Genomic DNA, 23194 nt, shown 5'->3' on the forward strand with positions numbered 1-23194 from the left:
GGTGTCACATGGCCGGCATGAGGCCGGGCACGTGTTCCGGAACGGCGAGGATGGCGAGCCCAAGGGCGATCAGGCACAGGGCCAGGCTCGTGTCGATGGGCTCCCGTGGCGGTATGAGTTTCTGCACGCAGATGATGAGTGTTACCGCCACCATCCAGCCGAGATTCATGACACCGATGGCGATCTGCATTGCCATCAGTCCCACGGTCGCCACGACACAGAAGAGCCCGCATTCAATTCCCGAGGCAATCGGGTCATGGCAGCACCGGCGGGCCTCCTTCTTGACCGGAGTGAGCTCGTAAAGGCCTGCCGCAACCGTCACGATGCCCGCGATAGTGGTGCCATGGGGCTGGTAGACCAGATAGACAGGCAGGCCTATTACCGCCCAGACGATGAGGTAGGCCGCAACGAAGCCCAGAACGGCTGCGCCGGATGCGCCGCCCCGGGCCGTCTTCACGACGGTCGGTGCGATGCCGGGCAACATCATCGCGCCCATCATAGTCACCCACATCGCGATGAAGGCCGGGAACGGTCCGAGTGCGGCGGACGCCCCCATCTGCATAGCTCCCATCCTCTGCGTCATGAAGCCCCAGCAAAGGGCGGCGAGCCCCAGCGTTGCCGCAAGGGCCAGAGCCACGGGCAGCGCCTTAGTATTTGTCATGATGACGCCACCACATGCCGGTTTCGTTGCGTCCCTTAGGCGCGCGGTCGAGCCACTGATACATGCCCCATAGTCCGTCCAGCCCGCGTGAATAGGTGGAGTAGGTGTGGTAGACCACGCCGTCTTCCATCACGAATGCGCTTGCGCCGGGACGTTCGCGCGTGAAGGTGGGCACGTCGGTCCCTGTCATCGCGGCGGTTTGGGCAACGGGGCTGTCGCCGTCCCAGTTTGCCATCGACTTGCCGGCCAGCAGGTTCTTCATCGGAGGTTCGCTGCGGAAATTGTATTCGATGCCTGCGCGCTGCTGTTCTTCCGAGAAGCCGACACCAAAATCCTGATTGAAATCGCTCTTGCCGGAAGAGGCCCAGGGGAAAGACCAGCCCATCCGCTTCCTGAAAGCCAACAGCTTTGAGAGCGGTGCGCGGGATATGGCCATCAGCGTCACATCGTGATTGGCCAGATGAACCACCGAGCCGTCAAATCCGTCTGCAATGGCAGAGCAGGAGGGGCAGCCCATTTCATAGTCCGGGCCAAACATGAAGTGGTAGACGAGAAGCTGCGAACGTCCCTGAAAAAGATCAGCCAGCGAGGCTTCGCCCGTCTCCGTGTCGAAGCGATACTCCTTGTCGATACGCACCCAGGGGAGTTGCTGGCGCTTCTGTGCCAGCACATCGCTGCGTCGGGTGAGCTCTTTTTCTTCCTGCAGAAGCGCCAGCCGCGCTACGCGCCATTCCTCACGTGTGCCGGTCGTGTGTACGGTCATGGTTTTCTCCTTTCCTTGCCGCCTGTCATCCGCGTCTTGTCGGCGGGCGGCTGTCGGCTAGAGTAGGGATCGGTTTTCGGGGGTGAGAGTGACAATCGTGGCGCGATTTAGATGGACGCTCTGATCACGGCAGCAGGCCGAGCCCTGGCGGCAGGCGACCCGCTGGGCGCGCTTAATCGTATTGCGCTGCGCAGTGATGCGCCGGCACTCGCATTGCGTGGCATCGCCATGGCGCAGCTCGGCGATCTGGATCTGGCCAAGGCGCTGTTGCGCCGCGCGGCCCGCGCTTTCAGCCCGCGGGAGCACAGGGCACGGGCGCGCTGTGTCGTGGCGGAAGCCGAGATCGCCCTCGTCTCACGCGATCTGGGCTGGCCGGAGGAGGCGCTTCAACGGGCCCGCAAAACGCTGGAACGGGTGGGCGACACCGTCAACGCCGCCTATGCCCGTTATCTCTCCGCGCGGCATCTCCTGCTGATCGGCCGTCTGGATGAAGCCGAGCACGCGCTTGATGCGCTCGATCTGCGCCTGCTGCCACTGCAGGCACAGGCCGGCTGCGAGATGGTGGTCGCCGGCATCGCCATGCGTCGGGTTGAAGCAAGGAAGGCGCGGGCCGCGTTGGATCGCGCTGCCGCTGCTGCGAGGCAGGCGGGCATCCCCGCACTGGTGAGTGAGGTGGAGACGGCCAAACGGGCGCTGGAGGCGCCTGCTGCCAGGTTGGTGACGAGCAAGCGTGAAACGTTGCTCCAGCTCGATCAGGTGGAGACGCTTCTCGCGGCGAACACGCTGGTGGTCGATGCCTGCCGGCATGTCATTCGCAGTGAAGGAAAACTGATCGGGCTCGAGACGCGGCCGGTTCTCTTCGCCCTTGCACGTGCGCTTGCAGAAGCATGGCCCTCGGATGTGTCTCGCGAGGTGCTGGTGGCAAAAGCGTTCAGAGGCAGGGTTGCGGATGAATCCCACCGTGCGCGTTTGCGGGTCGAGATCGGCAGGTTGCGAGCGCTCCTAGGGCACCATGCACGGCTGCGCGCAACAGATGCGGGCTTTGTTCTGATTGTTCCAGAGGGGCGAGACGTTGCTGTTCTGGCGCAGCCTGTGGAAGACAGCCATGCAGATGTTCTGGCGCTGCTCGCGGATGGAGAGGCCTGGTCCAGCGCAGCGCTTGCACTGGCTTTGGGTGTCAGTTCGCGTACGGTTCAGCGGGCGCTTGAGCGGTTGCGGGAGGAGGAGAAGGTGCGATCCTTCGGGCGCGGTCGCGCCTGCCGCTGGGTCGTGCCAACACTGCCCGGTTTCCCGACAAACTTGTTACTCCCGGCCAAAATCACCGACGGATAGGTTCGGTTCATGATCAATCGGAAAGGAAATGGATCATGACCAGATCAAAAGCAGACATCATCCAGGAACTCGGCCCCTTCCCGGACGTGGAGGCCGTTCACGGCGTCACCCATGACGGACAGAACGTGTGGTTTGCTTCGGGAGACAGGTTGAATGCCGTCGATCCCGGAACAGGCAAGATCGTTCGCTCGATCGAGATGACGGCAATGGCGGGCACGGCTTTCGACGGCACGCACATGTTTCAGATCGCGGAAGACCGGATCCAGAAGATTGATCCGAAAACCGGCTCGGTGCTGGCCAGCATTCCTGCACCGCAGGATGGAGGCAGCTCCGGTCTGGCCTGGGCCGACGGCGCACTTTGGGTCGGGCAGTTCCGTGATCGGAAAATCCACAAGATCGACCCGGAGACGGGAGCGATCCTGCGCACCATCGAATCCAACCGCTTCGTCACGGGTGTTACCTGGGTGGATGGAGAGCTGTGGCACGGCACGTGGGAAGGCGACGAAAATGAACTGCGGCGCATCGACCCCGAAAACGGGGCAGTGCTGACCCAACTGGACATGCCGCCCGGGATGGGCATATCAGGTCTTGAGTCCGACGGCGGCGACCGCTTTTTCTGCGGTGGCGGAAACAGCGGTACCATTCGCGTGGTGCGCAGACCCCAGCGTGCTTCCGCCGCCTGATCGAGGCCTATAAAGTCCGGCCGATGGCAAGGAACTTCTCGCGGCGATGCTCGCGATAGTCCATCTTGCCCTCGGCCATCTCGGCAAATCCCTTCGCGATCTGCTCGCCGGCTGCCGCGATCACCTTGTCTGGTGCCCTGTGCGCGCCCCCGATCGGCTCGGGGATGATGCCGTCGATCACCTTGAGACCCATAAGGTCTTGCGCGGTGATCTTCATGTTGGTTGCCGCGTCTTTCGCCCGGGCAGAGTCGCGCCACAGAATGGAGGCAGCGCCCTCCGGCGAAATCACCGAATAGATGGCGTGCTCCAGCATGTAGACCTGGTTGGCCGTGGCGATGGCAATGGCGCCGCCCGAACCACCTTCGCCGATAATAACAGCGATGTTCGGAACTTTCAGACCAAGGCATTTCGACGTTGATTGGGCAATGGCTTCAGCCTGTCCGCGCTCTTCAGCGCCGATGCCGGGATAGGCACCTGTCGTGTCGACAATGCTGATCAATGGAATGCCAAAACGGTCCGCCAGGTCCATGACACGCACGGCCTTGCGATAGCCTTCAGGCCGGGCCATGCCGAAATTGTGCTTCAGCCGGCTCTGCGTGTCATTGCCCTTTTCCTGGCCGATCACCGCAACGGATTCACCATTGAAGCGTGCAAAGCCGGCAATCACTGCGTTGTCTTCGCCAAAAGCCCGGTCGCCGGCAAGCGGTGTGAAATCGGTAAAGAGGCCGCGTACATAATCAAGGCAGTGCGGACGGTCGGGATGGCGGGCCACCTGTGCCTTCTGCCAAGGCGTCAGGGACCGGTAAATTTCTACCAGTGCATCCTTGGAGCGTTTCTCAAGGCGTGCGATCTCATCGGCGACGTCCACAGCTTCGCCGCTTTCGGCGAGCTTTTTCAGTTCAAGGATCTGGCCTTCGAGATCGGCAACGGGCTTTTCAAAATCGAGATAGTTGTACATTCACTCGCCAAATCGAACACGAGACACTGCGATAGAGGCATCTCTGGGTTGAACACGGCCTGCCGCCGGTAATGTGACGCTCCACATAACGTTCATGAAGCTAATCGGCAAGCGGATGGTGCTTTTGAACCAGCTCGGCAAGGCGTTTTTCAAGCACATGCGTATAGATTTGCGTCGTGGATATGTCCGAATGGCCGAGCAGTTCCTGCACGGCGCGCAGGTCCGCACCATTTTGCAGAAGATGGCTTGCAAAGGCGTGGCGCAGCACATGCGGCGAGATTTTCGCCGTGTCGATGCCCGCCCGCGCCGCGACCGCCTTCAATTCCCGAGCGAAGACCTGGCGTGGCAGGTGGCCGGTTTCCGAACTGGCAGGAAAGAGCCAGGTGCTCTTTGCCCAGGATGGGTTCGCCTTGCGCACCGCGAGCCAGGTTTGCATGGCCGCGCGCGCCTTGCCGGAGAGCGGCACAATGCGTTCCTTGCCGCCCTTGCCGCGAACGGCGAAGAAACGCTCATCCCGAAGCGCCACCGTTACCGGCAGGCTTACGAGTTCGGACACACGAAGGCCCGAGGCATACAGCACCTCAAGCAGCGTGTGGAGCCGCACCGCTCCAACGTGCTCCGGGGTGTGCGGCGCGGCCTCGCGAGCGTCCGTTTCAGCCCGTTCAAGCAGGTTTCCTGTCTCTTCCTCGCTCAGTGTTTTCGGCAGGCCGCGTCCTTTTTTCGGGCTGTCGAGAACTCCCGTCGGGTCATCGCCGCGCAGCCCTTCCGCGTAGAGAAACTGGAAAAACTGTCTGAGAGCAGAGAGCTTGCGGGTCTGGGTCGTAGCCGCAAACCCCTGTGCGGAAAGGGTGCTGAGAAAAGCGCGCAGATCATCCGCGTCGGCATCTTGCAGGGTCCTGCCATCTCTTGCGATGTGCAGGGCGGCGTCCTCCAGGTCACGACGGTAGGAGGCAAGCGTGTTGTCGCTGGCGCCGCGTTCGGCTGCCATCATTTCCAGAAAGGCCTCGATCCGCGCGCCGCTGCCGATCCGCGAAGTCATTGCGATGGATTCAATTTTTCTGCCGGGATCCGCACGCTCATCTCGCCGGTTTGCGGTTCCACGAAGGTCACGAGGGCAACCATGGCACCATATACCAGCCCGGCAAGGACCGCGATGATCATCAATAGCCGAAAAAGCGTCGGCATGCCTTCAGTGCCCCGTTCTATCTTCCCCTACCCAGGCTGTTTATGGGATGCCGCTTCCGCCTTTGCAAGCAAGTATGTGGGGTGCTCGACAGTCAAGCGCTTGACGGATCATGGCTTTTGTGTCGAAACCGGCAGGCAGAGGCGCGAGAATGACAGTCACCGAAAATCTATCCATTCCAGATACAGAAAATCTTGCTCGCCGCCTGGGCAGGCGGTCGCTGGTCTTCGTCGGCCTGATGGGCGCAGGCAAGACGGTGATTGGCCGGCGTGTGGCCGACGTGCTGAAATTGCCGTTCATCGACAGTGATCACGAGATCGAGACGGTCTCACGCATGACAGTGCCGGATCTGTTCGCTGCCTATGGTGAAACCGAGTTTCGTTCGCTGGAGCGCCGGGTGATTGCTCGCCTGCTTAAGAGTGGACCCCGTGTTGTCTCCACCGGCGGCGGGGCGTTTATGAACGCTCAAACGCGCCGGGCCGTCGCGCGCCGGGGTGTCTCGGTCTGGCTGAAAGCTGATCTGCCGACACTGATGGAGCGTGTCGGGCGTCGTTCGAACCGACCTCTTTTGAACAATGATGACCCTGAAGGGGTCATGCGCAATCTCATGGATGAACGCTACCCGCTGTATGCCGAGGCAAATATCGTGGTTCATTCGCGTAACGAGCCCAAGGAAGTCATCGTGGCCGAGGTCATTGCTGCCCTCGATGCCTATCTGCAGGACGAAGGCCGGAAGGACACCCGATCATGAGTGATGTGAATGCTGCGCCCGCCAAGGTGCATGTCTCACTTGGTGCGCGCTCCTATGACATCCTGATTGGACCGGGCTTGCTGAAACAGGCGGGCGCGGAAATTGCCGCCCGCCTTCCTGGTGCGCGCGCAGCGATCGTCACGGACACCAATGTCGCGCAAAGTCATCTGGCCACCCTTCAGCAGAGCCTCGCTGCCGCCGGTGTGGATGCCGCTGCGATCACAGTTGCCCCCGGCGAGCGCTCGAAGAGCTTCGCGACGCTCGAAGAGGTGGTAGCCGGCATTCTCGATGCCCGGCTTGAGCGCGGGGACATTGTCATCCCGCTTGGCGGCGGCGTGGTGGGCGATCTGGCGGGCTTCGCCTCAGGCATCGTGCGGCGCGGCATGCACTTCGTTCAGGCGCCCACATCGCTGCTCGCCCAGGTGGATTCTTCCGTCGGCGGAAAGACCGGCATCAACACGGCCCATGGAAAAAACCTGGTCGGCGTGTTTCACCAGCCGCAGCTCGTCATCGCCGATACGGCCGTGCTCGATACGCTTTCCCCGCGCGAATTCCGGGCAGGCTATGCCGAGGTTGCCAAATACGGTCTGATCGACCGGCCGGAGTTCTTTGGCTGGCTGGAGAAACACTGGCAGGCGGTTTTTGCGGGCGGTCCCGAGCGGGTTGAGGCGATCGCGCAGTCCTGTCAGGCCAAGGCCGATGTGGTGGCCCGCGACGAACTCGAAAAAGGCGATCGGGCGCTGCTCAATCTCGGCCACACATTCGGACACGCGCTGGAGGCAGCGACGGGCTACGACAGTGCGCGGCTTGTGCATGGCGAAGGCGTGGCCATCGGCATGGCGCTGGCGCATCGCTTTTCCGCGCGCCTCAATCTGGCAAGTGTGGATGATGCCGAGCGCGTTGAAGCGCATCTCGCCGCTGTCGGTTTGCCCACACGGCTGTCCGACGTACCTGGCGGCCTGCCTGGTGCCGAACAGCTTTTGTCCTATATCGCGCAGGACAAGAAGGTGTCGCGCGGTGCGCTCACCTTCATTCTCACCCGCGGTGTCGGTCAGTCCTTCGTGGCGAAGGATGTGCCGGCAAGCGAGGTTTTATCCTTTCTTGAGGGAGCTCTTTCGCAATGACACCCGAGATGTGGATCACCGGTGGCATCATTTTAGGCCTGATCGCGCTCTCATTTCTCTTTTCGGGAACCGAGACCGGCATGACCGCCGTTTCGCGCGCCAGGCTTCATACGATGGAAGCAAATGGCGATGCGCGCGCCGGCCTGGTCGATCGCCTGATCCAGCGGCGAGACCGGCTTGTGGGCGCGCTGCTGATCGGCAACAATCTGGTCAACATTCTTGCCTCGGCGCTTACGACCAGCCTGTTCCTGAAGCTCTTCGGAGACGCTGGTGTGCTTTATGCCACCGTCATCATGACAGTGCTTCTGGTCATTTTTGCCGAGATCCTGCCGAAGTCATGGGCGCTCGCAAAGCCCGAGATGTTCGCGCTTACCGTGTCGCCTTTCGCCCGCATCGTGGTGCTTTTGTTCGGCTTTCTCTCGTCGCTTGCCAACGGCATTGTGCGACTTCTGCTGTCGATTTTCGGCGTCGATCTGCAAAGCCGTGAATCGATGCTGTCCGCCCATGAGGAACTGCGCGGCACTGTCGAGGTGCTTCACCGTGAGGGTGCGGTGGTGAAACAGGACCGCGACCGTGTCGGTGGACTGCTCGACCTGCATGAGCTGGAAGTCTCGGACGTCATGATCCACCGCACCAACATGCGTTCGGTCAACGCGGACGAGGCTCCGGAGGTCGTGGTGCACGAAATCCTGCGCAGCCCCTATACCCGCATTCCGATCTGGAAGGGGTCGACAGAAAATATTGTCGGCGTTGTCCACGCCAAGGACCTTCTGCGCGCACTTGGTGATGTGCAGAACGACTACACCAAGATCGATATCGCCAAGGTGGCGTCGAAGCCATGGTTCGTGCCCGACACGACCACGCTTCAGGACCAGCTCAACGCCTTCCTGCGCCGCAAGGCCCACATCGCCATCGTTGTCGACGAATATGGTGAGGTGGAAGGCCTGGTCACGCTCGAAGACATCATCGAGGAAATCGTCGGCGACATTGCCGATGAGCACGATGTGGAAGTGCAGGGCGTCAAGCAGGAGGCCGATGGCTCCATCGTGGTGGAGGGCTCGGTGCCGATTCGTGACCTGAACCGCGCGCTCGATTGGAACCTGCCAGATGAGGAAGCGACGACCATCGCCGGTCTCGTTATCCATGAGACCCAGACGATCCCTGAAGAAAAGCAGGCCTTCACCTTCTTCGGCAAGCGCTTCATCGTCATGAAACGCGACAAGAACCGCATCACGAAGCTGCGGATCAGGCCGCTCGCCTGAGCCCCTGTCTCCAGTTGCCGATCAGCTTTTCCGCTGTGAAACAGGTCAAGCCACGAAATGACCATGGTCATTGCCTATGGTCATTTTTGCTTTTAAATTCGTGTCCGAGATGGCGGAGCAGCAAAATGACAGCTCAGGTGTCCAAATCCCGTTTCAAGGCGCGCGCGCTTGAATATTTTCGGAAAGTCGAGAAGACCGGTGAGCGTCTGATCGTGACCGATCATGGCAAGCCGACACTGGAAATTCGTCCCCTCGAAAAAAACACCGATGCGCAAGAGGCGCTGAAGAGGCTCAAGGGTACGGTGACGTCCTATCAAGGCCCGTTCGATCCCGTGGATGACGGCGAGTGGGACGTACTCGGGTGATTGGTATCGACACCCATGTGCTTGTGTGGTGGGCCAATGGCGATGCCGACAAGCTGAGCGCGGCAGCGATTTCGGCCCTGGATGAAGCGCTGACCAACGGCAAGATAATTGTCTCGTCCATCACGGCGTGGGAGATCGCCATGCTGGTGGCGCGCGGGCGTCTTCGCCTGAGCGAGGATGTCCGTCATTGGCTCGACATTGTCGCCGGATTAAACGCCGTCGAATTCGTGCCGATCGACAACGAGATCGCGGTGCTGAGCACCCGCATTGGCGATGATTTTCACCGCGATCCCGCTGATCGTTTCATTGTGGCCACCTGTCAGAAGTTCGCTGTGCCCCTTGTGACGGCGGATGAAAAGATCAGACGGTATCCGCGTATTGCGACCATCTGGTAAGCTGGTCTCTCACCAGCGCGTCGGCTCGCCCGGCGCTGCCGGTTCGATGGCCAGTGCGTGCACGGGGTCCTTGAGCTCTTCGGCAAGCAGTTCATTGACTGCGCGGTGCCGTTCCACGCGGCTCATCCCGGCAAATGCTTCTGAAACGATACGCACACGAAAATGCGTCTCGCCCGTTCCGTCGAAATGCTCCTGATGACCCGCATGCAGGTGGCTTTCGTTGATGACTGCAAGCCTCTCTGGAGAAAATGCACTGGTCAGCTTGCTTTCTATTGTTGACTGGATGGACAATTCCGTCTCCTCACACCATATGGGGTGCATCCCCAAATTCACGTTCGATTCATGCGCTAGGTCGAACTTTGACCAAAAGTCAATTCTTGTATCCCTGCGCTGAGCGGCCATACTTCCACACTGATTTGGTGACACACAGTCCGATATGAAACCCTACTCGAAATATTTCGAGAAAATTCGAATTCGACCCGATCCTCAGGCGGAGGCAAAATCGCGCGCGCCCCGCTGCCAGTGGGATGGCTGCGATGAGCCTGGCATGCATCGCGCGCCAGTAGGGCGTCACGCGGAGGGGCAGTATTTTCGCTTCTGCGTCGATCACGCGCGGCAATACAACAAGGGTTACAACTATTTCTCTGGTCTCAGCGACACCGAGGTCGCGCGCTACCAGAAGGAGGCGCTGACCGGTCATCGCCCCACCTGGAAGATGGGCGGCAGCAGCGAGACGCGTGCTGCGGCCGATTTCTCGACCTATCGCTCGGGCCGTGCGGCCTATCACAATCGAATGGGCGATCCATTCAATCTGTTCGGCGACAAGCAGGCGGAGCGCAAGCCGCGTGCAAAACGTCTCAAACCGCTTGAGGCCAAGGCGCTTGAAACACTGGGCCTGGGTGCACAAGCCACTAGCGAAGAGATCAAGTCGCGGTATAAGAACCTTGTGAAGCAACACCATCCCGATGCGAATGGTGGCGACCGGGGGTCCGAAGACCGGCTTAGAAGCGTGCTTGAAGCATATCGTCTGTTGAAACAGGCGGGTTTCTGTTAAAGCGCGCGTCTGATAAGACGCCTCGAACGATGTCTGGTAAGACGCGTCAAACGATGTCCGATGAGACGTCCCGGAAAAACAAAACGTTCAAGCGATGCAGGCGAGGGCCTGGCCGCTGGAGGCATGATGAACAAGATTGACCGCGATATCGCCAATTTGCCCGATACGACCGTTTCGGTGAAAGACACGTTCGGCTTCGAGTCCGACATGGTCGTGCCAGCCTATTCAGTAGCCGATTCCCACGTGCCTGACGTCGATCCGGACTATCTGTTCGACAAGCAGACGACGCTCGCCATTCTGGCAGGCTTTGCGCACAATCGCCGGGTCATGGTGTCCGGCTATCACGGCACCGGCAAGTCCACCCATATCGAGCAGGTGGCCGCCCGTCTCAACTGGCCCTGCGTTCGCATCAATCTCGACAGCCATGTCAGCCGTATCGACCTCGTCGGCAAGGACGCCATCGTGGTCAAGGAAGGCAAGCAGGTCACCGAGTTCAAGGACGGCATCCTGCCCTGGGCCTACCAGCACAATGTCGCGCTGGTCTTCGACGAGTACGACGCCGGCCGTCCCGACGTGATGTTCGTCATCCAGCGCGTTCTGGAATCCTCGGGCCGCCTGACCCTGCTCGATCAGAGCCGCGTCATTCGTCCGCATCCCGCCTTCCGCATTTTCGCCACTGCCAACACGGTTGGCCTGGGCGACACGACCGGGCTCTACCACGGCACACAGCAGATCAACCAGGCGCAGATGGACCGCTGGTCCATCGTGACCACGCTCAACTATCTGCCGCATGACGACGAAGTCGCCATCGTTCAGGCCAAGAACAAGCACTTCCAGAACGAGAAGGGCCGCGAGACGATCTCGCGCATGGTGCGCGTTGCCGATTTGACGCGCTCGGCCTTCATGAATGGCGACCTGTCGACGGTCATGAGCCCGCGCACGGTGATCATGTGGGCCGAAAATGCCGAGATCTTCGGCGATGTCGGTTTCGCTTTCCGCTTGACCTTCCTCAACAAATGCGACGAGCTGGAGCGGGCGCTGGTAGCCGAGTTCTACCAGCGCGCCTTCGGCGAGGAACTGCCGGAATCGGCTGCCAACGTCGCGTTGAGCTAACGTCGCGCCAAGGCCGAGAAGAGACGACCCGTGAGCCAGACCAACCGAAAGCCCGGACAGCCCGTCGAAGCGCCGCTCGACCCGTTCAAGCGGGCCACCACCGCCTGCATGCGTGCGGTGGCCGGCGATCACGAGCTTGAGGTCTCCTTCTCTAAGGACAAGCCGTCGCTCACGGGCAGCCGCGCGCGTCTTCCGGACCTGCCCAAGCGGGCGACCGCAGAGGCACTGACGGTCACGCGCGGCATCGGCGATTCCATGGCGCTGCGCCGTGCCTGCCACGACATCGACCTGCATCGCCGCCTTGCGCCGGAAGGCAATGAGGCGCGCGCCATTTATGACGCCGTCGAGCAGGCGCGCGTCGAGGCGATCGGTTCGCGCGCCATGCAGGGCATGGGCGACAACATCGCCGCCATGCTGCAGGACAAATATGAGCGCGCCAACCTCGCCGACGTGACCGAAAGGGCCGATGCGCCGCTTGAGGAGGCCATCGCGCTGATGGTGCGCGAAAAGCTGACGGGCCGCCCGGCACCGAAAAGTGGCGAAAAGCTTGTGGCGCTCTGGCGTGACTGGGTCGAGGACAAGGCGTCAGCCGACATTGAGGCGCTTGCGAGCCAGATCGACGATCAGAACGGGTTTGCCCGTGCCGTGCGCGATCTTCTCTCCTCCATCGACCTTGGCGAGGACCTTGCCGAGGAAGAGCAGACCGAGGAAAGCGAGGAAGACAGCGACGCACCCGAGGCGCAGGAACAGGCCGAGCAGAGCGAAGAGGACGAATCCGGCGGCGAAGAGAGCGAGGGCGAGGAGTCCAGCGGCGAGAGCGAGGACACCGAGACCGGCGAGAGCGAAGCCGGCGACACCACCGCCGACGATGTGTCAGAAGACGACGAGCTCGATTCGGAAACGCCTGGCGAAGCGCGTCGGCCCGACAGCCCGTTCGACCAGGCCGCGCGCGATATCGACTACAAGGTTTTCACCACCGAGTTCGACGAGACCATCGGTGCCGAAGAGCTTTGCGACGAAGAGGAGCTCGACCGCCTGCGCGCGTTCCTCGACAAGCAGCTTGCCAATCTGCAGGGCGTGGTCGGGCGTCTGGCGAACCGGCTGCAGCGCCGCCTGATGGCGCAGCAGAACCGCTCCTGGGACTTCGATCTGGAAGAGGGCGTGCTCGACACGGCGCGTCTGGTGCGCCTTGTGATCGATCCCATGCAGCCGCTCTCCTTCAAGCAGGAGCGCGACACCAATTTTCGCGACACGGTGGTGACGCTGGTGCTCGACAATTCGGGCTCCATGCGCGGCCGACCGATCACGGTGGCCGCCACCTGCGCCGACATTCTGGCCCGCACGCTGGAGCGCTGCGGTGTCCGCGTCGAGATCCTTGGCTTCACCACGCGAGCGTGGAAGGGCGGGCAGGCGCGCGAGAAATGGCTCAAGGAAGGCAAGCCCGCCAATCCCGGCCGTCTGAACGATCTGCGCCACATCATCTACAAGAGCGCCGATGCGCCCTGGCGCCGCGCGCGGCGCAATCTCGGCCTGATGATGCGCGAGGGGCTTTTGAAGGAAAACATCGACGGCGAGGCGCTTCTTTGGGCGCACCAGCGCCTGATGGCGCGGCCCGAGCAGCGCAAGATCATGATGATGATTTCCGATGGCGCGCCGGTCGACGATTCCACCCTGTCGGTCAATCCCGGCAATTATCTGGAGCGGCATCTGCGCGGGGTCATCGACCTGATCGAGACCCGCTCGCCGGTCGAGCTTCTGGCCATCGGCATCGGCCACGACGTCACGCGCTACTACCGCCGCGCCGTCACCATTGTCGATGCCGAGGAACTGGCCGGCGCCATGACCGAGCAGCTAGCCTCGCTGTTCGAGGAAGAGGGCGCGCGCCGCGGCGGCGGCGCGATGCGGCGTGCGGGCTAGAGCGTCTGACCGAAACGCGGAGACCGGTTTTCGGTCATTCCGATGCTCGATCACGCGCGCCGATCGTCCTTTGTGCGCCCAGACTGGCGCACGGCCATCCAATCCGTCTGCTTCTAGGCGCCTGCTTCCTGTCCGGCTCGTGCGATCTTTCGGTATGACAGTACAGGGAGCGCGCCTACACAGCCCTCATGTCGCGCACCTACGCAGCCCTTATGGTGAGCGCCCACACAGCCCTCATGGTGAGCCTGTCGAACCACGGGGGCGGGGCGAAGGGCTGCCGCACAGCCTGCGCCTCTTCCTTGTGGCTCTGGTCTTTGCCCTCTCTGCACCGGCCACAGCCCAGGAACCGGCCATTTCCATGGCGGTCAATGCGGTGCCCATCCGTCATTTTGCCGTCGGTGCTCGCGACACGCGTTTCGGACCGCTGGAGTTTGTCGGCGGTCTGTCCATGACCTCGACGGTCGATCATTTCGGGGCGTTTTCGTCTTTTCGCTTCACCTCGCCTGGCACCGAGTTCATCGGCGTTTCCGACACGGGTTTCTGGTTTTTCGGGACTGTGACCCGGGATGCCGAGGGGCGTCCGTCCGGCTTTGCCGAGTTCTCCATGCAGCCGATGGTGGATGGCGATGGCAATTCCACCCGCGAGAAGTGGACCACCGATGCCGAAGGCATCGCCGTCAAGGGCGAACTGGCGACGGTGAGCTTCGAGCGCGTTCAGCGTATTGCCGAGTTCGAGATCGAGCGCGATGCGATGGGATCTGCCATCCGCGATCTGGACTATCTCGTTCCGCGAGAGGAGTTGCGCAGCAATCGCGGCTTCGAAACCATCGCCTATGCGCCGTCGGGCGGGCGGCTGGACGGGGCGCGTGTCGTTGTTGCCGAGCGCAGCATCGATGAGGACGGCAATTGCTTTGCCGCCATTCTCGAAGGGCCGATGAAAGGCGTCTTCACCGTCGCACGTTCAGAAGGCTTCGACATTACCGATGGCGCGTTTTTGCCCGATGGCGATCTGCTTCTGCTGGAGCGTCGCTTCACCTTCGCCAGCGGTGTGGCCATGCGCATTCGCCGGATCGACGGTGCAACCATCGCGCCGGGCAGGGTAGCCGACGGCCCGGTGCTCTTCACCGCCGGCATGGATCACCAGATCGACAATATGGAAGCGCTCGATGTCTGGCAGCGCGCCGATGGCGCGACCATGGTCGCGCTCATGTCCGACGACAACCACTCGCTGCTGCAGCGCAATCTCTATCTGGAGTTTCGGCTGCTTGGCGAGTGAGTGGGGAGGTTCGGTGCCAGGCGCCCTCGCCCTTCGACAAGCTCAGGATGAGGGCTGTTGATATGCTGGCGTGTTTCAGCAGTTGCTTCGTGCGACGACGCTCAAGTAGCCCTCATCCTGAGCTTGTCGAAGGGCGAGGGCGCCTGGCTCAACCGCCGCGCTTCGCCAGCGTTGCCACTTCGTCCACCGCCTGACCATCCGCGCTCAGCACCACGCCAAACAGCGCCTCGGCCTCGTCCGCCGTGTAATACCCCAGCGCCACATCGCGCAAAACCTTTTCCGGCGCGCGCTTCAGTGGATCGCCATAGCCGCCGCCACCGGGCGTGCCGACATAAACCCGGTCACCGGCTTTCAGCGGAATATCCTGTTCCTTGGAAAGATGCGGCGGCACATGGGCTTTTCCATCGCGCCACACCGTCACCTCGTTCACCCTGCCGTCCCTGCCGCCGAGCACGCCCTGCGGGCCGGTGCGACCGTGATCCATCACGAAGGAGGCGCGGGCGTCGCCGCGCAGAAGCTCCACCTCATAGGAAAGGCCGAATCCGCCGCGATGCTCGCCGGCACCGCCCGAGCCCTCGCGCAGCGCATAGCGCCGATAGAGCACGGGGAAAGCCTGCTCCATCACCTCCACCGGAGGCGATTTCGAAATGCCGATGGTCGAGCAGCCATTGGTCAGCCCGTCATGGTCGGCATTGCCGCCATAACCGCCGCCGGAAATCTGGTACATCACGAAATCGCGGCCGCGCGCCGGGTCATGCCCGCCAAGCGCGAAATTGCCGCTGGAACCGGCAGGCGCTGCAGTCACCTTTTCCGGCAAGGCCTTCACCATCGCCGCGAACACGGCCTCCGCAATGCGCTGCGAGACCTCCGCCGCGCAGCCTGAAACCGGGCGCGGATAGCGCGCGTCGAGAAACGTGCCCTCCGGCCGCTTGATGATCAGCGGCTCGAACGCGCCGGCGCTCAGCGGCACTTCGGGGAAGATGTGGCGCATCGCCAGATAGACGGAGGAAAGCGTTGTGGCGAGCACGCTGTTCATCGGCCCTATGCAGGGCGGGCTCGATCCTTCGAAATCGAAGGTCAGCGTGTCGCCCTTCTTTTCGATGGCAAGCGCGATGGTCAGCGGTTCGTCCACCACGCCGTCGGAATCCACGAAAGCCTTGCCGCGATAGACCCCGTCGGGGATCGGCGCGATCAGCGTGCGCATCTGTGTCGCTGCGCGGGTGCGCAGTTCGGCGATGGCCTGCCGCACGGTCTCGTCACCATAGCGGTCGAGCACCTGCGCCAGCCGCTCGGCACCCACTTCCAGCGCCGCGCCCTGCGCCCGAATATCGCCGATGCGCTGGTCGGCAACGCGGATGTTGGAGCAGATGATCGCGTAGATTTCAGGATCCAGTTCGCCCTTCTTGAAAAGCTTCACCGGCGGCAGGCGCAGCCCTTCCTGCTCCACCGCCGTGGCGGAAGCGGAAAAGCCGCCCGGAACCGCGCCGCCAATGTCCGGCCAGTGGCCGGTGTTGGAGAGCCAGCAGAAGATTTTCCCATCACGCCAGACTGGCATGGCGAAGCGCACATCCATGAGATGTGTGCCGCCGAGATACGGATCGTTGATGATGTAGATGTCGCCGGGTTCGGGTGCAGCCGTCTCGCCGCCCGCAATGCGCTCGATGAGCGTGCGCGTGGAATACTGCATCACGCCGACAAAGACCGGCAGCCCGGCCGAGCCCTGCGCAATCAGCGCGCCATCCTCGGCGGCGTAGATGCCGTCCGAACGGTCGTTGGCTTCCGCAATGACGGGAGAGAAGGCGGCGCGCGAGAAGGTCAGGTCCATCTCGTCGCACACCTGCTGAAGTGCCGCCTGGATCACCGAGAGAGTGATGGCGTCGAGAGAAGAGGTGTTGTTCATCGGCCCGCTCCCACCGTGATGATGATGTTCCCATCGGCATCGGATGCCGCCCGGTCACCGGGTTCGATCACCGTTGTCGTGTCGAGCTGTTCGAGGATCGCCGGCCCATCGATCACCGCATCGAGCGGCAGTTTTTCGCGGGCATAGACCGGTGTGTCGTGCCAGTCCCCGGCAAACCAGACCCGCCGCCGCTCGTTCAGCGCTTCCGCCAGCGTTGCCACACGTCCCGCCGGGTCGATCAGGCTGGCAAGGTCGATATCCGCGCGCACGCCGATCACGGAGGTGTTGAGATTGACGAGATTGGCGCGGATTTCCGGAAGCCGCACCTTGAAGCGCTTGAAATAGGCCTCCTCGAAGAGCGCCTGCAGCGTGTCGCGATCAACCTCGGGGCCGGGCAGCGGCACATTGATGAGATGCGTCTGGCCGACAAACTGCATGTCCGCCGTGTGCACACATTCAATGCGCTCTGGCTGCACTGTCTCTTCCGCGATCAGCGCCTCGCCCTCGGCGCGCTGCTCTTCAAGCACGCTTTTGACCAGCGCCACGTCGAGGCTCGCTACGGGACGATTCACGGTGCGCACGAAATCGTGCCTGAGGTCCGCCACCACGCAGCCGAGCGCATTGGTGATGCCCGGCCGCGCCGGCACCATCACGCGCGGAATGCCCAACTCGCGGGCAAGGGCTGCCGCGTGCAGCGGTCCCGCGCCGCCAAAGGCAAACAGCGCAAAGTCGCGCGGATCGTGCCCCTTGCCGAGCGAAACCATGCGGATCGCGCCCGCCATCTTGATGTTGGCGATCTGCAGCACAGCACCCGCCGCTTCCACGCCGGAAAGCCCGAGACGTCTTCCAAGCCTGTCTGCAAAGATTGCCTCGACATCGGAAACGGAAACCGGGTTGTCGACGGAGAGAAGTTTTTTCGAGTTCAACCGGCCAAGCAGGAGATTGGCATCGGAGATGGTCGGCTCCACGCCGCCACGGCCATAACAGATCGGGCCGGGCTTTGCACCGGCGCTCTGCGGCCCCACTTCCAGGAGCCCCGCATCGTTGACGCGCGCGATCGATCCGCCGCCGGCACCCACCGTGTGCACATCCACCATCGGCACATGTATCGGCATGGCATATTCCACCTCGATCTCGTTGGAGACCGCAGGCCGCGCCCCGCGCACAAGCGCCACATCGGTGGATGTGCCGCCCATATCGTAGGTGATGAGGTTGTCGACGCCCGCCCGCCGCGCGGTAAAGGCTGCCGCCATCACGCCGGAGGCTGGGCCGGACATTACCGTCTTGGCGGCCTCACGGGCCACATGGGCAGCGGAGATCATGCCGCCATTTCCGTTCATCACCAGAAAGTCGCGCGCATAGCCGAGACCCTGCAACTCGTTCGAGAGGCGGGCGATGTAGCGCTCCAGGATCGGCTGCACCGAGGCGTTGACGGCGGCGGTCACGCCGCGCTCGAACTCGCGCGCTTCGGAAAGCAGCGCATGTCCGGTGGTGATGTAATTGTTGGGCCAGAGTTCGGCGGCGATTTCGGCAGCGCGCTTTTCGTGCGCCGGGTTCGCATAGGCATGCAGGAAGTGGATCACCAGTGAAACGCAGCCCTGATCGAGCAGCGCCTTCACCGCCGCGCGCACGCCATCCTCATCGAGCGGTGTGAGCACGTTTCCGGCGGCGTCCATGCGCTCATCCACCTCGAGCCGCAGATTGCGCGGTACCACCGGAGTGAAAGTTCCTGTCATGCCATAGGCCTGTGGCCGTGTGCGCCGCCCAAGCTCGATAATGTCGCGGAAGCCGGCGGTGGTGATCATGCCTGTTCTGGCAAGCTGCCGCTCAAGCACCGCGTTCGTCGTGGTGGTCGTGCCATGCACGATCAGGCCGATCTCGGAGGCCGGAACCTCGGTCTCGCGTATAGCGTTGACCACGCCGAAAGCCTGGTTTTCGATGGTGGTCGGAGTCTTGGCGACCCGCACTCCCCTGTCTGGCCCTTCGCGGGAATCGATCAGGATCAGGTCTGTGAAGGTGCCGCCCACATCGATGCCAACGACCACGGAACCCGAATTGATGCCTTTTTTCTCATTCATGGGTGAAATCCGGAATGTGAAACCTTTGTTGACCCGACCAAATGAAATAGGTGTCGAACGCACGAAACTTGACGTCAAATTCATTTGTATACTAATAATTTCGACAGGCAAGAGCAGCCATTGGTGCCGCGATTTGGATTTGCATCCGAACCAGAAACCGGCTTAGAGACTTCCGACCGAACGAGGACAGTATTCATGGACAGCGCTGCGCTCCGCGAGAACGACGCCGAAAAGACCCCTGAATTCCCGATTCCCGCCGGCTGCTTTGCCGAGCGCGTGACATCGGTGAAACACTACACGGACAATCTCTTTGCCTTCCGCATCACGCGGCCGCAAAGCTTCCGCTTCCGCTCCGGCGAGTTCGTGATGATCGGCCTGCCCAATGCGGAAAAACCGGTCTTCCGGGCCTATTCCATCGCCAGCCCCGCCTGGGATGAGGAGGTGGAGTTCTTCTCCATCAAGGTGCCGGACGGCCCGCTGACCCAGCATCTGCAGAAGATCCAGCCCGGCGACACGGTGCTCATGCGCCAGAAATCCACCGGCACGCTGGTCAACGATGCGCTGACGCCGGCGAAAAACCTCTACATGATCTCCACCGGCACGGGTATTGCGCCCTTCGCGAGCCTGATCCGCGATCCGGAGACCTATGAGAAGTTCGACAACATCATTCTCACCCACACCTGCCGCGACGTCGCCGAGCTCGATTACGGCAAGGAACTGGTGACCGCTCTCAGGGACGATCCGCTGATCGGCGAACTGGTCGAGGGCCGCCTGACCCATTTCACCTCCACCACGCGCGAAACCTCGCCCGTGATGGGCCGCATCACGACGCTGATCGAGAACGGCGAACTCTTCCAGAAGCTCGGCACCGAGCCTTTTGACCGCGAGAATGACCGCGTCATGATCTGCGGCTCCATGGCCATGCTCAAGGATGTGAAGGCGCTGGTGGAGAAGGCGGGCCTCAAGGAAGGCTCCAACGCCGAGCCGGCCGATTTCGTCGTCGAGCGCGCTTTCGTCGGCTGAGGTTGTGTTCAGGGCAGGGCGTCTCGGCCCCGTTGCCATGCGGTCCGGTTGGCGCTTCGCCCGGTCGGGATGAAGCTTCTTCACATGATCGCACCACATCTTTGCCCCTTCGCCTCCTGAACCTGCCGAACGGATAGGGGCTCCCACCCCAGCTCCCTCCTTCGTCATCCTCGGACCTGATCTAAGGATCCATGCCGGAACACCGGGGATAAACCGCAGCCCTTCAAGGCGACACGCAATCTTTCTCACCCGCACGACGTCACCACCGCAAAGGCATGGATCCGATGGTCAAGCCATAGGATGACGAGGGCGTTGAAGCGCTCATCCCATTCATTCCTTTCCGCCCCCTCAGCAGAACGCACGCCAGCACCAAACGCCCCCTTCTCCCCGCGAGCGGGGAGAAGGTGAGGATGAGGGGCAAGCGCCATCAGTGGCCAGGAGACCGACAGAGGTGGAAAAGACCGCAAGGCCCCGCCCGCCCCTCATCCCCCTGCCGGGACCTTCTCCCCGCCGGCGGGGAGAAGGGGGCCGTCATCCCGGAAGCCGCGATCCATTGGAAAAACCCGCAGGAACACGGCTCTGTCCTCGCCCCACCTCCTCAGCAGAACGCACGCCAGCACCAAACGTCCCCTTCTCCCCGCATGCGGGGAGAAGGTGAGGATGAGGGGCGAGCTCCATCAGTGGCCGGGATACCGACAGAGGTGGAAAAGACCGCAAGGCCCCGCCCGCCCCTCATCCCCCTGCCGGGACCTTCTCCCTGCCGGCGGGGAGAAGGAGGCCGTCATCCCGGGCTTGACCCGGGACCCATTGGCAAAATGCGCACGAGCGCAGTCCGGCTTTCATCCAGCCCCGCTCAATCCCTCTTGACGCCATTCCGCAACCATGCAAAAAACACTTTGATACATCGATAAATCCGGATATTTCGATAATGCAGAAAACCGAAGCCATAGACGCACTCGCCGCGCTCGGTCAGGAGACCCGGCTCGATGTGTTCCGCCTGCTCGTCAAGGCCGGGCCGGAGGGGCTGCCGGCGGGTGAGGTCGCGGCGCGGCTGGGTGTCGTGCAAAACACCGCCTCCGCGCATCTCAAGGTTTTGGCACAGTCGGGCATGATCCGCGCCGAGCGGGAAGGGCGCATCATTCGCTACTCCGCCGACATGACCGGCTTCCGCGATCTCCTCGCCTTCCTGATGGAAGATTGCTGCAACGGAAACCCGGATCTCTGCCGTCCCGCCATCGAGGCTGCGACGTGTCACTGCTAGGAGGCGAATGCCATGAGTGATAAATCGTTCAATGTGCTTTTCCTTTGCACCGGAAACTCCGCCCGATCCATCCTCGCCGAAGCTGTTTTGAACCGGGTCGGCGCCGGGCGTTTCAACGCTTATTCAGCGGGCTCCCAGCCCAAGGGTTCGGTGCATCCATTCGCGCTGGAACTGCTCGAACGCATGAATCACGACATCGCCTTTGCCCGATCCAAAGATTGGGCAGAGTTCGCAACGCCGGATGCACCGAAGCTCGATTTCGTCTTCACGCTTTGTGACAGCGCTGCGCAGGAAGCCTGCCCGGTCTGGCCCGGCCAGCCGATGACGGCCCATTGGGGCCTGCCAGACCCGGCAGCGGTGACCGGAACCGAGGCCGAGAAGCACCTCGCCTTTGCCGACACCTATCGCATGCTCAACAACCGCATTTCCATTTTCACGGCGCTGCCGCTCGCCTCGCTCGACCGGCTTTCCCTGCAGCGCCGTCTCGATGACATTGGCCGCACGGCGGCTCCTTCCGAACAGGGACACGTTGCATGACCGACCACATATTGAACCGCGATGAGGCCCCTGCGGGCGGCATCGGCTTCTTCGAAAAATACCTCTCCATCTGGGTGGCGCTGTGCATCATCGCCGGCATCGCCCTTGGCAACCTCATGCCCGGCCTGTTCGGCTTCCTCGCCTCGCTCGAATACGCCTCGGTCAATCTGGTCGTGGCCGTGCTCATCTGGGCCATGGTTTTCCCGATGATGGTCAATGTCGACTTCGCAAGCCTCAGCCATATCGGCGACCGGCCCAAGGGCCTCGTCCTGACGCTCGCCGTCAACTGGCTCATCAAGCCCTTCACCATGGCAGCCCTTGGCGTCCTGTTCTTCGAATATGTCTTTGCGCCATGGATCGAGCCCGCCGATGCACAGCAATACATTGCCGGCCTCATCCTTCTGGGTGCTGCACCCTGCACGGCCATGGTTTTCGTGTGGAGCCAGCTCACCCGGGGCGATGCCACCTACACGCTCGTTCAGGTCTCGCTCAACGATGTGGTGATGATCTTCGCTTTCGCACCCATCGTCGCCCTGCTGCTCGGCGTGACCGACATCGCCGTGCCGTGGGAGACGCTGCTTCTCGCCACCGGCCTTTATGTGGTGATCCCGCTCGTCGCCGGGTTCCTGACCCGCAAATGGCTGACCGGCCGCGCCTCGGGTGCGCAGGCGCGGAAGGCGGTTGCGGATTTCACCGCTTCGCTGAAACCCGTTTCCGTCATCGGGCTTCTGGTCACGGTGGTGCTGCTCTTCGGCTTTCAGGGCCATGTGATTGTCGAACGGCCGATCCTGATCGTGCTGATCGCGGTGCCGCTCCTGATCCAGTCCTATGGCATCTTCTTCCTGACCTATTTCGCCGCCCGCATCTGGAAAGTGCCGTTCAATGTCGCCGCGCCCTGCGCCCTCATCGGCACGTCGAATTTCTTTGAGCTTGCGGTTGCCGTCGCCATCAGCCTGTTCGGCTTGAATTCCGGTGCCGCCCTTGCCACGGTGGTCGGCGTTCTGGTCGAGGTGCCGGTGATGCTGTCGCTGGTGGCCTTTGCAAACCGCACCCGAGACTGGTTCCCGACAAGCTGAGCGAGACAATCATGACCGTCACCATCTATCACAACCCGAAATGCGGCACCTCGCGCAATGTGCTGGCCATGCTCCGCGAAGCCGGTGAAGAGCCGCAGGTGATCGAATATCTCAAGACCCCGCCCGGCCGCGAAAAGCTGGTGTCGCTGATTGCTGCCATGGGCGTGCCGCCCCGCGCGATCCTGCGCCAGAAGGGCACACCCTATGACGAGCTGGGCCTTGGCGAAGACAAATGGAGCGACGATGAACTGATCGACTTCATGGTCGCGCACCCGATCCTGATGAACCGCCCCATCGTGGAAACCCCGCGCGGTACAAAGCTTTGCCGCCCGTCCGAGACCGTGCTGGAGCTACTGCCTGAGGGTGCGGTGAAAGCGTTCACCAAGGAAGACGGCGAGGTGGTGCGGTAGGCGGGAACCTCCGCAGTCACGAAAAGCGGGCTTCCCCGCTGTACATTTGCCTCCGACACGCGTAGTAGGGCG

At 62.2% G+C, this 23194-nt stretch carries 24 protein-coding genes; 16 read left to right on the forward strand and 8 right to left on the reverse strand.

All coding sequences use genetic code 11. The features are described from left to right. Nucleotides 1-4: 4 nt before the first annotated feature. Nucleotides 5-661 carry a copper chaperone gene (locus AC2CHD_RS17575; protein ID WP_484554688.1) on the reverse strand — a complete coding sequence of 219 codons (657 nt, stop codon included), beginning with the start codon at nt 659-661 and terminating at the stop codon, nt 5-7. Beyond that, nucleotides 648-1424 (reverse strand): DUF899 domain-containing protein, encoded by a 777-nt coding sequence (locus tag AC2CHD_RS17580; protein ID WP_484554689.1) that lies wholly within the window; start codon nt 1422-1424, stop codon nt 648-650. The genes AC2CHD_RS17575 and AC2CHD_RS17580 overlap by 14 nt, the downstream gene beginning before the upstream one ends. 111 nt (nt 1425-1535) lie before the next feature. On the opposite strand from AC2CHD_RS17580, the gene AC2CHD_RS17585 reads away from it, so the two are divergent. Together AC2CHD_RS17585 and AC2CHD_RS17590 are read left to right on the forward strand one after the other, a co-directional pair. Further along, nucleotides 1536-2756 carry a helix-turn-helix domain-containing protein gene (locus AC2CHD_RS17585; protein ID WP_484554690.1) on the forward strand — a complete coding sequence of 407 codons (1221 nt, stop codon included), beginning with the start codon at nt 1536-1538 and terminating at the stop codon, nt 2754-2756. A 35-nt stretch (nt 2757-2791) separates the two neighbouring features. Beyond that, nucleotides 2792-3439 (forward strand): Vgb family protein, encoded by a 648-nt coding sequence (locus tag AC2CHD_RS17590; RefSeq protein WP_229449779.1) that lies wholly within the window; start codon nt 2792-2794, stop codon nt 3437-3439. Nucleotides 3440-3446: 7 nt separating this feature from the next. Here AC2CHD_RS17590 and AC2CHD_RS17595 read toward each other — a convergent pair whose 3' ends face one another. The 3 genes from AC2CHD_RS17595 to AC2CHD_RS17605 all read right to left on the reverse strand — a co-directional run bounded on the left by AC2CHD_RS17595 (nt 3447) and on the right by AC2CHD_RS17605 (nt 5582). Then, entirely contained in the window at nt 3447-4397 is a 951-nt protein-coding gene (locus tag AC2CHD_RS17595; RefSeq protein ID WP_229449780.1) for an acetyl-CoA carboxylase carboxyltransferase subunit alpha, read from the reverse strand. 100 nt (nt 4398-4497) lie between these two features. Further along, nucleotides 4498-5424 (reverse strand): site-specific tyrosine recombinase XerD, encoded by a 927-nt coding sequence (locus tag AC2CHD_RS17600; RefSeq protein WP_484554749.1) that lies wholly within the window; start codon nt 5422-5424, stop codon nt 4498-4500. Nucleotides 5425-5432: 8 nt separating this feature from the next. After that, nucleotides 5433-5582, reverse strand: coding sequence for a histidine kinase (locus tag AC2CHD_RS17605; protein WP_223021831.1), 150 nt, complete (start codon nt 5580-5582; stop codon nt 5433-5435). Nucleotides 5583-5731: 149 nt separating this feature from the next. Between AC2CHD_RS17605 and AC2CHD_RS17610 the strand changes: the two genes are divergently transcribed. The 5 genes from AC2CHD_RS17610 to AC2CHD_RS17630 all read left to right on the forward strand — a co-directional run bounded on the left by AC2CHD_RS17610 (nt 5732) and on the right by AC2CHD_RS17630 (nt 9477). Then, nucleotides 5732-6331: a shikimate kinase gene (locus AC2CHD_RS17610; protein WP_484554691.1), complete on the forward strand. Its 600-nt coding sequence runs from the start codon at nt 5732-5734 to the stop codon at nt 6329-6331. Next, complete coding sequence (aroB, locus tag AC2CHD_RS17615) at nt 6328-7455, forward strand: 3-dehydroquinate synthase (RefSeq protein ID WP_484554692.1); 1128 nt, start codon at nt 6328-6330, stop codon at nt 7453-7455. Before AC2CHD_RS17610 ends, aroB begins: the two co-directional genes overlap by 4 nt. Continuing rightward, nucleotides 7452-8717 (forward strand): HlyC/CorC family transporter, encoded by a 1266-nt coding sequence (locus AC2CHD_RS17620; protein ID WP_229449783.1) that lies wholly within the window; start codon nt 7452-7454, stop codon nt 8715-8717. Before aroB ends, AC2CHD_RS17620 begins: the two co-directional genes overlap by 4 nt. 125 nt (nt 8718-8842) lie before the next feature. Beyond that, nucleotides 8843-9082, forward strand: coding sequence for a type II toxin-antitoxin system Phd/YefM family antitoxin (locus tag AC2CHD_RS17625; RefSeq protein WP_484554693.1), 240 nt, complete (start codon nt 8843-8845; stop codon nt 9080-9082). After that, entirely contained in the window at nt 9064-9477 is a 414-nt protein-coding gene (locus AC2CHD_RS17630) for a type II toxin-antitoxin system VapC family toxin (protein WP_484554694.1), read from the forward strand. Before AC2CHD_RS17625 ends, AC2CHD_RS17630 begins: the two co-directional genes overlap by 19 nt. A gap of 9 nt (nt 9478-9486) precedes the next feature. Here AC2CHD_RS17630 and AC2CHD_RS17635 read toward each other — a convergent pair whose 3' ends face one another. Further along, nucleotides 9487-9768 (reverse strand): BolA family protein, encoded by a 282-nt coding sequence (locus tag AC2CHD_RS17635; RefSeq protein ID WP_459440136.1) that lies wholly within the window; start codon nt 9766-9768, stop codon nt 9487-9489. 145 nt (nt 9769-9913) lie between these two features. On the opposite strand from AC2CHD_RS17635, the gene AC2CHD_RS17640 reads away from it, so the two are divergent. The 4 genes from AC2CHD_RS17640 to AC2CHD_RS17655 all read left to right on the forward strand — a co-directional run bounded on the left by AC2CHD_RS17640 (nt 9914) and on the right by AC2CHD_RS17655 (nt 14837). Continuing rightward, complete coding sequence (locus AC2CHD_RS17640) at nt 9914-10531, forward strand: J domain-containing protein (protein ID WP_229449785.1); 618 nt, start codon at nt 9914-9916, stop codon at nt 10529-10531. A 126-nt stretch (nt 10532-10657) separates the two neighbouring features. Beyond that, nucleotides 10658-11644 (forward strand): cobaltochelatase subunit CobS, encoded by a 987-nt coding sequence (gene cobS / locus AC2CHD_RS17645; protein ID WP_229449786.1) that lies wholly within the window; start codon nt 10658-10660, stop codon nt 11642-11644. Nucleotides 11645-11674: 30 nt separating this feature from the next. Continuing rightward, the gene (cobT, locus tag AC2CHD_RS17650) at nt 11675-13561 is read left to right on the forward strand and encodes a cobaltochelatase subunit CobT (protein ID WP_484554695.1); all 1887 of its coding nucleotides are present in this window, start codon (nt 11675-11677) and stop codon (nt 13559-13561) included. 301 nt (nt 13562-13862) lie between these two features. Continuing rightward, the gene (locus tag AC2CHD_RS17655) at nt 13863-14837 is read left to right on the forward strand and encodes an esterase-like activity of phytase family protein (RefSeq protein WP_484554696.1); all 975 of its coding nucleotides are present in this window, start codon (nt 13863-13865) and stop codon (nt 14835-14837) included. Between the two features lie 148 nt (nt 14838-14985). On the opposite strand, the gene AC2CHD_RS17660 is transcribed toward AC2CHD_RS17655, so the two are convergent. Continuing rightward, entirely contained in the window at nt 14986-16737 is a 1752-nt protein-coding gene (locus AC2CHD_RS17660; protein WP_484554697.1) for a hydantoinase B/oxoprolinase family protein, read from the reverse strand. After that, entirely contained in the window at nt 16734-18815 is a 2082-nt protein-coding gene (locus tag AC2CHD_RS17665; RefSeq protein ID WP_484554698.1) for a hydantoinase/oxoprolinase family protein, read from the reverse strand. Before AC2CHD_RS17665 ends, AC2CHD_RS17660 begins: the two co-directional genes overlap by 4 nt. 195 nt (nt 18816-19010) lie before the next feature. On the opposite strand from AC2CHD_RS17665, the gene AC2CHD_RS17670 reads away from it, so the two are divergent. From AC2CHD_RS17670 to arsC, 5 genes are all read left to right on the forward strand, one after another. Beyond that, nucleotides 19011-19838, forward strand: coding sequence for a ferredoxin--NADP reductase (locus AC2CHD_RS17670; RefSeq protein WP_367717437.1), 828 nt, complete (start codon nt 19011-19013; stop codon nt 19836-19838). Nucleotides 19839-20766: 928 nt separating this feature from the next. Further along, nucleotides 20767-21099, forward strand: a complete 333-nt coding sequence (locus AC2CHD_RS17675) for an ArsR/SmtB family transcription factor (RefSeq protein ID WP_484554699.1) — start codon at nt 20767-20769, stop codon at nt 21097-21099. A 12-nt stretch (nt 21100-21111) separates the two neighbouring features. Beyond that, complete coding sequence (locus AC2CHD_RS17680) at nt 21112-21636, forward strand: arsenate reductase ArsC (protein WP_484554700.1); 525 nt, start codon at nt 21112-21114, stop codon at nt 21634-21636. Next, nucleotides 21633-22712 carry an ACR3 family arsenite efflux transporter gene (gene arsB / locus AC2CHD_RS17685; protein ID WP_484554701.1) on the forward strand — a complete coding sequence of 360 codons (1080 nt, stop codon included), beginning with the start codon at nt 21633-21635 and terminating at the stop codon, nt 22710-22712. Before AC2CHD_RS17680 ends, arsB begins: the two co-directional genes overlap by 4 nt. Nucleotides 22713-22723: 11 nt before the next feature. Next, a complete protein-coding gene (gene arsC / locus AC2CHD_RS17690) occupies nt 22724-23122 on the forward strand; it encodes an arsenate reductase (glutaredoxin) (protein ID WP_484554702.1) in 399 nt (132 codons plus the stop codon). The last annotated feature ends 72 nt before the right edge of the window (nt 23123-23194 follow it).

The sequence above is a fragment of the Nitratireductor sp. ATLC21 genome, assembly GCF_057196525.1.